The sequence below is a fragment of the Streptomyces sp. MA5143a genome, from assembly GCF_900290235.1.
In the GTDB taxonomy this organism is placed as follows: Bacteria; Actinomycetota; Actinomycetes; order Streptomycetales; family Streptomycetaceae; genus Streptomyces.
In genome coordinates this window covers 1-10,851 of the sequence record NZ_OLMK01000114.1, presented here as the reverse complement: position 1 = coordinate 10,851, position 10,851 = coordinate 1, and the positions used below count along the sequence as shown (strand labels likewise).

General features: G+C 71.8%; 18 protein-coding genes. 16 read left to right on the top strand and 2 right to left on the bottom strand.

What is annotated here, in order from left to right:
- Positions 1-79: 79 nt before the first annotated feature.
- The 13 genes from gvpO (at position 80) to SMA5143A_RS37495 (ending at position 8,020) form a co-directional block, all read left to right on the top strand.
- Positions 80-415, top strand: a complete 336-nt coding sequence (gvpO, locus tag SMA5143A_RS37555) for a gas vesicle protein GvpO (protein ID WP_107467285.1) — start codon at positions 80-82, stop codon at positions 413-415.
- A gap of 64 nt (positions 416-479) precedes the next feature.
- Positions 480-932 (top strand): gas vesicle structural protein GvpA, encoded by a 453-nt coding sequence (locus SMA5143A_RS37550; protein ID WP_375136595.1) that lies wholly within the window; start codon positions 480-482, stop codon positions 930-932.
- 9 nt (positions 933-941) lie between these two features.
- Positions 942-1,655, top strand: a complete 714-nt coding sequence (locus tag SMA5143A_RS37545) for a GvpL/GvpF family gas vesicle protein (RefSeq protein WP_107467284.1) — start codon at positions 942-944, stop codon at positions 1,653-1,655.
- 29 nt (positions 1,656-1,684) lie between these two features.
- Positions 1,685-1,948: a gas vesicle protein GvpG gene (locus SMA5143A_RS37540; RefSeq protein WP_258193968.1), complete on the top strand. Its 264-nt coding sequence runs from the start codon at positions 1,685-1,687 to the stop codon at positions 1,946-1,948.
- A gap of 30 nt (positions 1,949-1,978) precedes the next feature.
- Positions 1,979-2,545 (top strand): ABC transporter substrate-binding protein, encoded by a 567-nt coding sequence (locus SMA5143A_RS37535; protein ID WP_107467282.1) that lies wholly within the window; start codon positions 1,979-1,981, stop codon positions 2,543-2,545.
- On the top strand, positions 2,538-3,764 hold the full coding sequence (locus SMA5143A_RS37530) for an SRPBCC family protein (RefSeq protein WP_107467281.1): 1,227 nt from the start codon (positions 2,538-2,540) through the stop codon (positions 3,762-3,764). Before SMA5143A_RS37535 ends, SMA5143A_RS37530 begins: the two co-directional genes overlap by 8 nt.
- The gene (gene gvpJ, locus SMA5143A_RS37525; RefSeq protein ID WP_107467280.1) at positions 3,761-4,330 is read left to right on the top strand and encodes a gas vesicle protein GvpJ; all 570 of its coding nucleotides are present in this window, start codon (positions 3,761-3,763) and stop codon (positions 4,328-4,330) included. The genes SMA5143A_RS37530 and gvpJ overlap by 4 nt, the downstream gene beginning before the upstream one ends.
- Entirely contained in the window at positions 4,327-4,641 is a 315-nt protein-coding gene (locus tag SMA5143A_RS37520) for a gas vesicle protein (RefSeq protein ID WP_107467279.1), read from the top strand. The genes gvpJ and SMA5143A_RS37520 overlap by 4 nt, the downstream gene beginning before the upstream one ends.
- Positions 4,631-5,029 (top strand): gas vesicle protein K, encoded by a 399-nt coding sequence (locus SMA5143A_RS37515; RefSeq protein WP_055513505.1) that lies wholly within the window; start codon positions 4,631-4,633, stop codon positions 5,027-5,029. Before SMA5143A_RS37520 ends, SMA5143A_RS37515 begins: the two co-directional genes overlap by 11 nt.
- 48 nt (positions 5,030-5,077) lie before the next feature.
- Positions 5,078-5,530 (top strand): nucleoside deaminase, encoded by a 453-nt coding sequence (locus SMA5143A_RS37510; RefSeq protein ID WP_107467278.1) that lies wholly within the window; start codon positions 5,078-5,080, stop codon positions 5,528-5,530.
- A 34-nt stretch (positions 5,531-5,564) separates the two neighbouring features.
- The gene (locus SMA5143A_RS37505; RefSeq protein ID WP_258193967.1) at positions 5,565-6,515 is read left to right on the top strand and encodes an isopenicillin N synthase family dioxygenase; all 951 of its coding nucleotides are present in this window, start codon (positions 5,565-5,567) and stop codon (positions 6,513-6,515) included.
- 300 nt (positions 6,516-6,815) lie between these two features.
- Entirely contained in the window at positions 6,816-7,649 is an 834-nt protein-coding gene (locus SMA5143A_RS37500; protein WP_258193966.1) for a hypothetical protein, read from the top strand.
- Positions 7,646-8,020 (top strand): GntR family transcriptional regulator, encoded by a 375-nt coding sequence (locus SMA5143A_RS37495; protein ID WP_107467276.1) that lies wholly within the window; start codon positions 7,646-7,648, stop codon positions 8,018-8,020. The genes SMA5143A_RS37500 and SMA5143A_RS37495 overlap by 4 nt, the downstream gene beginning before the upstream one ends.
- Before the next feature lie 7 nt (positions 8,021-8,027).
- Here the strand turns inward: SMA5143A_RS37495 and SMA5143A_RS37490 are convergent, their stop codons facing one another.
- Both SMA5143A_RS37490 and SMA5143A_RS37485 read right to left on the bottom strand, forming a co-directional pair.
- Positions 8,028-8,471: a DUF7848 domain-containing protein gene (locus SMA5143A_RS37490; protein ID WP_107467275.1), complete on the bottom strand. Its 444-nt coding sequence runs from the start codon at positions 8,469-8,471 to the stop codon at positions 8,028-8,030.
- A gap of 2 nt (positions 8,472-8,473) precedes the next feature.
- A complete protein-coding gene (locus tag SMA5143A_RS37485; protein WP_055540979.1) occupies positions 8,474-8,683 on the bottom strand; it encodes a hypothetical protein in 210 nt (69 codons plus the stop codon).
- A gap of 122 nt (positions 8,684-8,805) precedes the next feature.
- Here SMA5143A_RS37485 and SMA5143A_RS37480 point away from each other — a divergent pair, with 122 nt between their 5' ends.
- The 3 genes from SMA5143A_RS37480 to SMA5143A_RS37470 all read left to right on the top strand — a co-directional run bounded on the left by SMA5143A_RS37480 (position 8,806) and on the right by SMA5143A_RS37470 (position 10,826).
- Entirely contained in the window at positions 8,806-9,762 is a 957-nt protein-coding gene (locus tag SMA5143A_RS37480) for a helix-turn-helix domain-containing protein (RefSeq protein ID WP_107467274.1), read from the top strand.
- Positions 9,710-9,832, top strand: coding sequence for a DUF397 domain-containing protein (locus SMA5143A_RS44355; RefSeq protein WP_258193965.1), 123 nt, complete (start codon positions 9,710-9,712; stop codon positions 9,830-9,832). The genes SMA5143A_RS37480 and SMA5143A_RS44355 overlap by 53 nt, the downstream gene beginning before the upstream one ends.
- Positions 9,833-9,905: 73 nt before the next feature.
- On the top strand, positions 9,906-10,826 hold the full coding sequence (locus tag SMA5143A_RS37470; protein WP_107467272.1) for a hypothetical protein: 921 nt from the start codon (positions 9,906-9,908) through the stop codon (positions 10,824-10,826).
- Positions 10,827-10,851 lie beyond the last annotated feature (25 nt).

Here is a 10,851-nt window from a genome sequence, read left to right as displayed (position 1 = left end):
TCCGACGTTTTACCGGGCCAATCGCCTCAAAAGTGTTATGCGTTCTTTTTTCGGGCACACGGCGGGATGAGGAGAGAAGGTGAGAGCCACGAACGGCCATGAGTCGGAGAAGCGCCGTTCCTCGTCGCGGCAGGAGCCCGCCGAGGAGCGTCTCTCCGCGCCCGAGGCCATTCGGAGCGCGCTCGAGCAGCTCGCCGAGGTGCTGGGACGCGTTCCGGAGTCCGTCTCCGCGCTCAAACCGACAGAACAGGGCTGGGAGGCCGAGGTCGAGGTCGAGGAGCTGGAGCGCGTCCCGCAGACGAGCAGCGTGATGGCGAGCTACCAGGTGGTCCTGGACCCGGCGGGCAAGCTGCTGGCGTACGAGCGCGGACGCCGCTACACCCGCTCGCAGATCGACCGGAGCGGCGGCCGCTGAGGCACGCCTAGGCGACCGCCGCCGCGCACGGACTCCCGTGCCCGGAAGGGACTACATCGTGACTGTGGTGCCGCAGGGCGAGGGTGCGCTCGCCTCCCGCGGAGGCGGGGGTGGCGGCTCGGGGAACCTCTACGACGTGCTGGAACTGGTCCTGGACAGGGGCCTCGTCATCGACGCGTTCGCACGGGTCTCCCTGGTCGGCATCGAGATTCTCAAGATCGACGCCCGCGTGGTCGTGGCCAGTGTCGACACGTATCTGCGGTTCGCGGAGGCGTGCAACCGGCTGGACCTGGAATCGGGGCGCAAGGCCCCCGCCCAGTTGACGGACATGGTCGGCGAAGCCACCGAGGCGGGTGCACGCGGCAAGAGCAAGGGAGCGCTGTCGGGCGCCGTCGAGGCCGTCACCGAGTCCCTCCAGAAGGGGCGCGAGGACCACGCCTCCGGGCGCGAGAGGCAGCGGGTGCGTTCCGAACGCGGTGCGAGCCGCCGCTCCTCGAGGCACGACGACGAGGAGTGAGGCGAGCCGATGTCCGTGTACGTCTACGCGATCACCAAGGCCGAGCATCCGCTGGACCTCGACGACGTCCACGGCGTCGGGGAGGACGGCGGCGGTCTGCACGCGGTCAGCAGCGGCTCCCTGAGCGCCGTCGTCAGCGAGGCCCCGGCCGATCTCGCGGTCGCCCGCCGGGACCTGGAGGCGCACCACGAGGTCCAGGAGAACCTCTGGTCCGACGGGGCCATCCTGCCGCTGAGCTTCGGTTTCGTCGCCCCGGACGAGGATTCCGTGCGCGCCTTGCTGGACGAGCGGGCCGAGGCCTTCTCCCAGCGGCTGGACGAGCTGTCGGGCACGGCGGAGTTCAACGTGAAGGGGGTCACGGACGAGGACGTCCTGCTGCGCGCGATCCTCACCGACTCCGAGCAGGCCCGGACCCTGAACGAGTCCATCCGCGACGGCGGCGGCACGTACGAGGACCGGCTGGCCCTCGGCGAACTCGTGGCCCAGGAGGTGCAGAACCGTAGCGCGGCGCTCGCCGAGGAGGTGCTCGCCGCCCTGCGTCCGCTGGTCGTCTCCGAGCAGGTCGCTCCGCCGTCCCAGCAGTACTTCGTGAACGCCTCCTTCCTGGTGGAGGACGCCCGGTCCGAGGAGTTCACCCGCGCCGGCGGAGAACTCGCCGAGCGCCTGGGCGAGGGCGTCGAACTCCGGCTGCGCGGCCCTCTGCCGCCGTACAGCTTCGTATGACCGCCGCGCGGCTCCGAGGAGGCGAGGACGTGGGACTGGTCGGAACCATCGTGACGTTGCCGTTCGCCCCTGTGCGCGGCATCGGCTGGGTGCTGGACAAGGTGCGGCAGACCGCCGAGGAGGAGTACTACGACCCCGCCCCGATCCAGGAGGAGCTGGTGAACCTGGAGCGGGCGCGGAGCGAGGGACGCGTCGACGAGGAGGAGGCCACACGGCGCGAGGACGAGTTGCTGCGCAGGTTGCAGGAGATCAGTGCCTACCGGGCCCAGCAGGGCGCGGGGCCCGGTCCGTGACGGCCGCGGGTACGGAAAGAAGACAGGATCATGAAGAACGCGACGATCGGCGCGGCCGTCCTGGGGGGCTACCTCCTCGGCCGGACGAAGAAGGCGAAGCTCGCGCTCGGCGCCGGGGCGCTGCTGGCCGGTGCCAAGGCCAGGCCGGGGCAGCTCGCCGGCCTGCTCGACTCCCCCTTCCTCAGCAACATCACCCAGCAGGTGCGCGGGGAACTGACGGAGGCGAGCAAGGCGGCGGCGACCCAGATGCTGACGGCGAAGGCGGACAGCCTGGCCGGCGCCCTCCACGAACGCACCGAGGGGCTCCGCGAACGGGCCCACCCGGACGGCGGCGAGCCGAAGGGCGACGACGAGCGGACCGAGCCGGACGACCAGCAGGACGAACAGGACGAGGAGAACGGGGAGAACGAGCGGGACGAGCAGGACGCCGAGAGCGGCGGGGGCGGCGGGAAGGGCCGGCCCGCGGCGAGGAGGAGCCGGAGCGGCGGCGGGTCGCAGCGCAGGAGCACGGCGTCCCGCCCGAAGAAGCAGACCGCTTCCGCGAGCCGCACCAAGAGCGCGAGCGGCTCCGGGTCGAGGAGGCAGGACGATGGCTGAGGGCAAGGGAGCGAAAGGCGGTGCCGGCACCCTCACCAAGGCTCGGGACGAGGCGCTGCACAACCCCGGTACGACCCGGCTGAAGGAGGAGCTGGAGGAATACATCGAGGCGCGACTGTCCGTGATGCTCGAAGGCGCGGGCCACAAGATCGGGGAGGGCGCCCGCCGGATCGGGGAGGGCCACCTGACGGACGGCCTGGCCTCGACCGCGTCCCACGCCAAGGGCGCGCTCATGGACAAGGCGAAGGGCGCCGGCGGCAAGGCCATGGACGTGGCGGGGAAGGCGAAGGACGCCGCCGGGAAGGCCATGGACTCCGCCGCCGGCAAGAAGCACGGCAAGCAGCCCGAGGGCGGCACCGGCCGCGGGCACACGATCATCGAGGACATCGATGTGGGTGTGCCGGTGCGCGAGGCGTACGACCAGTGGACCCAGTTCCAGGAGTTCAGCCGGTTCGCCAAGGGCGTCGTCGCCGTCGACCAGCAGGACGACACCACGACGCAGTGGCAGGTGAAGGTCGCCAAGTCCAAGCGGCGCTGGCGCGGCAACATCACGGATCAGGTGCCCGACCAGCGCATCGCCTGGACCTCCGAGGGCGAGAAGGCGACGACGAAGGGTGTCGTCACGTTCCACCCGCTCGGCGAGAACCTCACCAAGGTGCTGCTCGTCATCGAGTACTCGCCCAAGGGGCTCTTCGAGCGGACCGGCGGCCTGTTCAGGGCGCAGGGCCGCCGCGCCCGCCTCGACCTCAAGCTGTTCCGCACGTTCGTGATGATGCGCGGCGAGGCCACGGGCGGCTGGCGCGGCGAGATCCACGACGGCGAGGTCACCGAAACGCACGAGGACGCCGAGAAGGCCGAGAACGCCGAGGACGCCGAGAACGCCGAGGACACGGAAGAGACGGAAGACACCGAGGCCACCGGCGCCGACGACACCGACGCGGACGACGAGGGACCCGAGGACGAGGACGAGGACGACGACGAGGACACGGGGCCGCGGGACGAGGAGGAAGAGGACGAGGACGAGAACGAGGACGAGCGGGGAGAGGACCAGGAGGACCAGGACGACGAGGACCAGGACACCGAGGCACGGGACGAGGACGAGGAGCCGGACGAAGAGGACGAGGACGACGAGGAGCCGGACGACGAGTACGAGGACGACGAGGAGGAAGAGGCCGAGGACGAGGAGCCGGAAGAGGAAGCGAGGTCGAGCGCGTCGTGAGCCGGCCCGCCGACTCCCCCGCCCCGACCCCGTCGCGGGCCTTCACCCCGTACGGCGGCCAGGGGTCCAGCGCGAACCTCGCCGACATCCTCGAACGGGTCCTCGACAAGGGCATCGTCATCGTCGGCGACATCAAGGTGAACCTGCTCGACATCGAACTGCTCACGATCAAGCTGCGTCTGCTGGTCGCGTCGGTCGACAAGGCCAAGGAGATCGGCATCGACTGGTGGGAGCACGACCCCGCCCTCTCGTCGCGTGCGTCCCGCTCCGACGCGCGCCTCTCCCTGGAGGAGCAGAACGCACGCCTCCGCGAGGAGGTGAGGGAACTCCGGGGCCGTCTGGAGGAGCCCCCGGCGGAGCTGCCGCTGAGCGCGAGCGGCTCTTCGGAGCGTCGCCGCGCCGCCGACCCCGAACGCAGGCCCCGCGATCCCGAACGCAAGGCCCGCGCCGCAGCCCGCCGGGCGGAGGGCCGTGCGGACGAGGCGCGCCCCAAGCGGCGCAAGGCGCCCGCCCCGCGGGACGACGAGCGGGACGACGACGTGCGGGACGAGGACCGGCACCGATGAACGCGTACGACGCGCCCGCCGCGTACGACGACGAGTACGACCGCCCCCTCAGCGGACGCCAGGTCGCGCTGATCGATCTGCTCGACCGGCTGCTGAGCGGGGGTGTCGTGCTCACGGGCGATGTCGTGCTGAGCGTCGCGGACATCGACCTGGTGCGGATCTCGCTGCGCGCGGTGATCGTCGCCGTCCGCGAGCAGATGGAGGAGCAGTGGGCCCCGATCCTGCCGCCCGCCACGGACGCGGCCCCGGCGCCCGGGGAACCGGCGTACACGGAAACGGAAGGGCGCGGTCATGGTGCCGATGCCCTCTGAGGGGCCGCCCATCGACCGGCTGCGGGAGGTGGCGGAGGCCGCGCGGCGCGCGTTCTCGGTGCTGCCCGCCCGGCCGGAGGAGATCGCCCCGCCACCGCTCTCCCGCGGCGGGGCGGTCGCCCACCGGCTGCGGACCGATCCGGACACCGTGGAGCGGGACCTCGTCAAGCTCGTGCTCACCATCGTCGAACTGCTGCGCCAGCTGATGGAGCGCCAGGCCCTCCACCGCGTCGACCAGGGCGGGCTGACCGAGGAGCAGGAGGAGCGCCTCGGTATGACCCTGATGGTCCTGCACGACCGCATGGACGAACTCTGCGACCGCTACGGCCTCACCCTGGACGACCTGAACCTCGACCTCGGCCCCCTGGGCACCCTGCTCCCGCCGTGATCCCCGTCCGCAGACGTGGGCCCGCCCGTTCCGGGGCAGAGTGAGCGCATGGCTGAGGAAACGACGGCACGGGCGTGGCTGGCCACCGCCGTGGCGGAGGCGCGGGCCGGTCTCGCCGAGGGCGGCATCCCGATCGGCGCCGCGCTCTACGGCCCGGACGGCACCGTCCTCGGGCGGGGGCACAACCGCCGGGTCCAGGACGGCGACCCGTCCACGCACGCGGAGACGGCCGCGTTCCGCGCGGCGGGCCGGCAGCGGACGTATCGCGGAACGACGATGGTGACGACGCTGTCGCCGTGCTGGTACTGCTCCGGTCTGGTACGGCAGTTCGGCATCTCACGGGTGGTGATCGGCGAGGCCGTGACCTTCCACGGCGGTCACGACTGGCTCGCGGAGCACGGCGTGGAGATCGTCGTCCTCGACGACGCGGAGTGCGTGGCCCTGATGCGTGACTTCATCGAGAACAACCCGGCTCTATGGAACGAGGACATCGGTGAGTAGTCCCCACAGCCCCGGTAGCCCCAGCGGTCCCCGTGTGCCGACCATCGACCTGGCGCCCTGGTTCGACGGTGACGAGGAGGACCGGGCCCGTGTCGCGCGTACCGTCGACGAGGCGCTCCAGACCGCCGGGTTCCTGCTGGTGACCGGCCACGGCGTGGACCCGGCGCTGCGGACGCGCGTGCGCGAGGCGGCGCGGACCTTCTTCACGCTGCCCGCGGAACGCAAGCGGGCGTACGAGGTGAAGGTCGGCGGGAGGGGGTGGCTGGGGCCGGGGGCCGAGGCGAACGGCTACGCGGAGGGGACCGAGACCCCGCCGGACCTGAAGGAGTCGCTGACGTTCGCGACGCACGAGCCGTTCGAGGACCCGGTGGTGAACGCCGAGTGGTACCAGCCGAACGTCTGGCCGGCCGAGGTGCCGGAGCTGCGGCCGCTCTGCGAGGAGTACCTGGCGCGGATGGGCGAGCTGGAGCGGCATCTGCTCACCCTGCTCGGCGACGCGCTCGGCCTCGAACCGGACTTCTTCGCCCGGCACATGAGCCATCCGACCTACGGATTCAACATCAACTGGTACCCGGGCCGGGACGTCCTCGGCGACCCCGCTCCCGGCCAGTTCCGGATCGGCCCGCACACCGACTTCGGCACGGTCACGATCCTCGACCGGCAGGCCGGCAAGGGCGGGCTCCAGGTGTACACGGACGACGGCGGCTGGGAGGACGCGCCGTACGATCCGGCGGCCCTCACCATCAACATCGGTGACCTGATGGCCCGGTGGACCGGTGACCGCTGGCGCTCCGGACGGCACCGCGTGCTGCCGCCGCCGGCCGACGAACCGGCCGAGGAGCTGATGTCGCTGGTCTACTTCGGTGAGTGCACACCGGGCACGGTCGTCGAGTCGGTGCCCGCCCCGGTCGGGCGGGTCGCGTACCCGCCGGTCGACTCGCACGTCTACCTGCGGGAGAAGCTCGACGCGATCACCGTGGGTTGACGATCATCGTGGGCTGACCAGGGCCGCCGTCCCGCCCGGCCGCTTCGACACACGGGCGGGACGGGGCGTCTCGGGGCAGGCCCATGGAACCACCCGCAGATCAGAACCGGATCGGAGCAGCATCGGAGCAGGATCAGAACGGCGGCGGAAAGCGGCCGGAGGCTCCTCCTGGACACCCACCTCGACACCCACCTCGACACCCACCTCGACACCCACTTGTATCGAGCGTTTGACACAACGCCCCGGCCGAGCCATCTTGTATCCACAACTTGGTACAAGACGATCCGGGGGGATCTCCACATGCTCGACAGTGCCCCGCTCCCGTACCGGCTGCTCGAACACGCCGATCATGTCGCCCGCTGGTCCGGGCTGGCCGTCGGCGTGATCGCGGCGCAGGCGGTCTCCACGCTGGGAGACGGAGACGTGGAGTTCGAGCAGCGCGTGGTCTTCTGCCTCACGGCGTTCGGCCTGTGCGCGGTGGCCGGCGTCCTGCTCGCCGACGCCCTGACCCTGCGCCCGCAGGAAGCGGTACGGACCGCGAGTCTCGCCCCGCGCCTGGTCAGAGACCATGTGCCACCGCACATGGGTCCCCTGATCGCCCTCCAGGGGGTCTCCCTCGTGGTGCTGCTGGTGATCGCCGCCGCCACCGCCTCCGTGGACCCCGACCGCGTCCTCAGCACGGGGAAGGTCGTCCACATCACCTGCAACGGGATGCGTGCGAGCCTCGGCCCGTGGCCCGGCCTCTACTACAGCCTCCCCATGTTCGGCGCACTCGCCATAGCCACCCCCACCTGCGCCTGGGCCCTGCGCCGCATCGCCCACGGGCCGGGCGGGGACCAGCAGCGCCGCGATCGCGCGTGGGCGGTCACCGGGGCGTGGGGCCTGCTGGTGTCGAGCCAGCAGCTGTACGCCGTGCTGATGATCTCCGTCGCGCTGACCGAGACGGGCTGTGCCGGGGTGGTGGGCGCGCTCACCTTCTGGGTCTTCTACCCCCTCGCGCTGCTGAACCTGTTCACCCTCGTCTGGTCCCTGGTCACCGTGGTGGCCCCGAGGGCGGTCGAGGACGAGAACCCCCTCGACGACACGGCGGACCTCGACGACGAGCGCGCCGCCGAGGGGACGCTCCGCCGATGACCGACCCCGCCGTCCGCGTCGACACCACCAGCCAGGTACCGCCGTACGAGCAGATCCGCGCCCAGCTGGCCGCGCTGATCCGCACCGGCCGGCTGGTCGAGGGCGAACGGCTGCCGACCGTACGCCAGCTCGCCACCGACCTCGGCCTCGCGCCGGGCACGGTCGCCCGCGCCTACCGCGAGCTGGAGGCCGGCGAACTGATCCGCACCCGCCGGGGCGCGGGCACCCGGGTCGCCGCCCTCCCCACCGGACCACGCACCCACGACCCCGACCAACTCACCACCCTCGCCCGCGACTTCACGTCGGCCGCGCGGGCACTGGGCGCCGACACGGAGGACATCCTGACCGCCGTACGCGACGCGATGGCGTGACGGTACGTCAGGGCGTCGTCCCCTCGCGGGGCCCGTCCTCCTGCGCCTCGAACACCGCGTAGTCGCCGAAGGTGCGCCGGTAGCGCCGGTGACCGGTCTCCTGCGTGTGCCCGCGCAGCCACTCCTCCACGTCCGCCGGGCCACTCCGCACGCCCGACCCCGCGCCGCACTCCTTCTCGTCGCCCGACACGCACCGCGCCTCGTACTCCGGTTCCGCCGTCTGGTCCTGCGCCAGGACGTACGGCACGTACCGGAAGACCCGGCGGGTGCGGGCGGCTCCGCCGTGGTCGCGCCGCTGGTGGTGCCGGAGCAGGACGTTCGCGTCCGTCTCCGCGCTCCCGTCGTACCGGGCCCGAGCCTCGTCCCGCCGCGCCGCCAGCTCCGCGCACGCGGCGCAGCCGGGGACCGGAACGGGCGGGGGTCCCGGCTCGCCCTCAACTCTCCGACACACCGTCACACCCTCCTTTTCGTACGCCGGTTCGCCGCGCGTACCTGCGCGCCGATCCGTTCCGCCTGCGTAGCCGGCCGCAAGGCCGCCGGGTCCGCCTCCCACTCCCGGCCGCCGCCGACCGGTCGTAACAGCGCGTACGGGCCGACCTTGTCCCGGTACTCGCCGACCCGCCGCGTCATCGGGTCGTAGACAAGCTGTCCCTCTGGTTCCACATGCACTCCACAGCCCTGCCAGTAACTCTGGGTGTACACAGCGTCGCCGAGGGGAACGGTGGCAATCAACGCGGGACGCGTGGCACTGGGCCTTTGCCACGCAGGAGCACGAGGGGGACGCGGTGACGAGGCGGAACGCGGACGGGGCGGGCGGGGCGGGGAGCGCGGCCCTGTTCGGCGAGGTGCTCCGGCACTACCGCGAGGCGGCACTGCTGACGCAGGAGGCGCTGGCGAGGGAGATCCCGTGCGACCGGTCGCAGGTGGCGAAGATCGAGGCGGGCACGAGGGTCCCGAGCGACCAGTTCGCGAAGCGGTGCGACGAAGTGCTGGACACGGGTGGGGTGTTGACCCGGATGTGGGGCAAGATCGACTGGTATCCGGCCGTCCAGCATCCGGATTGGTTCGAGCGGCGGGTGGAGATGGAGGCGGTGGCGGTCGGGCTGCGGCAGTACCAGGAGCAGGTGGTGCCGGGTTTGTTGCAGACGGCGGATTACGCTCGCGCGCTGTTCTCCCGGTCCGCGACCGGCGACGAGGTGGAGGAGCGCGTCCGGGCCCGGTTGAGCCGCCAGCCACGCTTCCTGTCCGAAGACGGTCCGCTGTACATCGCCGTCCTGGACGAGAGTTGCCTCCGCACGGGAGTGGGGAGCGCGGAGGTGATGCGTGACCAGTGCGCGCACCTGCTGAGCATCGGACAGCGGCCCAACATCCGCGTCCAGGTGGCTCCCGCCAGCCACTTTGGGGTCGTCCGCCCCAGGCAGTCGATGTCGCTGATCGAGCTGCCCGACGAACGATGGGTCTACTCGGAGTCGCTGGACCGGAGCCACTTCACCAACGAACCGACGGCCTACGCCCGTTATAGCCGAACCTATGATGTGCTCAGGGCAGACATCCTGTCGGCTCACGAGTCCGCCGCTCTGATCAGCGACGTGATGGAGGGGTACGAGCAGCATGGACAGCTACGAGCTGAGCGCGGCGATCTGGATCAAGAGCAGCCACAGCGGCGACAACGGCGGCGACTGCATCGAGGTGGCCCCCGGTATCCCCGGCGTCGTCCCCGTCCGGGACAGCAAGAATCCTGACGGGCCCGTACTGGTCATCAACCGGTCCGCCTGGGCGCACTTCGTGGACGCCGTTCCGACATTCTCGTAGTACGAACGGACAACCTGCGCCGTAATCCGTAACAACTCCCCCTCGCACCACGGCTATTGATACCCACGCTGCTATGACGCACGCGAAGGATGAGCCGTTCGTGGTGCTGGCCGATGCCCGGGGTCCGGGCAAGAGCACGGCACTGCGGGTGCTGCGGGACGCGTACGAGGGGCGTACCCCCGTCGCGTTGATGGACGGCGAGGAGGCACGGTTCGAGCGGCCGCCGCCGGGCCGCCCGGCAGAGTCGTGGTCGCCCGTCTACGAGGCACTGTCGACGATCGCGGAGCAGCTCGCCGCACCGGTGGCCGGGGCGGGGCGCGTCGCGTTCCCCCGGCTGGCGTGCGGACTGCTCGCCGTCGCGGCCGGTGGGTGGAGCGACCGGGAGGCGCAGAGGCTGCGGGAGGAGGCCGAGCGGGCGCTGCTGCTGAGCGGCACGGGCGGACTGCTGGGGAGACCGGCGGGCCGCTGGACGGGCAAGGTGGTCGCGCGGCTCGTGTCGTCCGTGTCGACGTCGGGGACGGGCCCGGTGGTGGAGGCGATCGTCGAGGCGGCGCTGGAGGCGTTCACGGAGGGCATGTCGGCGTCGTACCGGCGGCTGCGCAGGGGCGCGGTCTGGTACCGGGACTACCCGTACGCGGCCGGCAGTCCGAAGCTGGGGCTGGTCCTGCTGTCCCGGCACTTCCGGGCGGGCGGGGACGCGCGGGCGCACGCCGAGCGGCATCTCGTACGGGCGTTGCTGGCGGACCTGGGGGACGCGGGGGCCGGGGGCGGGCGGCCGGTGATCCTCATAGACAACGTGCAGGAGACGGCGGGGCTGCGGGTGATGGAGTCGGTGCTGCGGGACCGGGCGGCCGGGATAGCCGACCGGGCCGTGTTCTACGCGGGGCTGCGGGGCCGGGACCACCCGGCGCTGCGGCACGCGACGCGGACGAGCGACTGGGTGCCGGGGCGGGCGCCGTCGTCGCGGGCGCTGCTGGTGTCACTGCCGCAGTGAGGCCGCCGGGCGCCTAGGGCGTGTT

Excerpts from the sequence above, each read along its gene's own strand:
- SMA5143A_RS37545 (WP_107467284.1), top strand. The coding sequence starts at position 942 with ATGTCCGTGTACGTCTACGCGATCACCAAGGCCGAGCATCCGCTGGAC.
- SMA5143A_RS37535 (WP_107467282.1), top strand. The coding sequence starts at position 1,979 with ATGAAGAACGCGACGATCGGCGCGGCCGTCCTGGGGGGCTACCTCCTC.
- SMA5143A_RS37530 (WP_107467281.1), top strand. The coding sequence starts at position 2,538 with ATGGCTGAGGGCAAGGGAGCGAAAGGCGGTGCCGGCACCCTCACCAAG.
- SMA5143A_RS37520 (WP_107467279.1), top strand. The coding sequence starts at position 4,327 with ATGAACGCGTACGACGCGCCCGCCGCGTACGACGACGAGTACGACCGC.
- SMA5143A_RS37515 (WP_055513505.1), top strand. The coding sequence starts at position 4,631 with ATGCCCTCTGAGGGGCCGCCCATCGACCGGCTGCGGGAGGTGGCGGAG.
- SMA5143A_RS37510 (WP_107467278.1), top strand. The coding sequence starts at position 5,078 with ATGGCTGAGGAAACGACGGCACGGGCGTGGCTGGCCACCGCCGTGGCG.
- SMA5143A_RS37500 (WP_258193966.1), top strand. The coding sequence starts at position 6,816 with ATGCTCGACAGTGCCCCGCTCCCGTACCGGCTGCTCGAACACGCCGAT.
- SMA5143A_RS37495 (WP_107467276.1), top strand. The coding sequence starts at position 7,646 with ATGACCGACCCCGCCGTCCGCGTCGACACCACCAGCCAGGTACCGCCG.
- SMA5143A_RS37470 (WP_107467272.1), top strand. The coding sequence starts at position 9,906 with ATGACGCACGCGAAGGATGAGCCGTTCGTGGTGCTGGCCGATGCCCGG.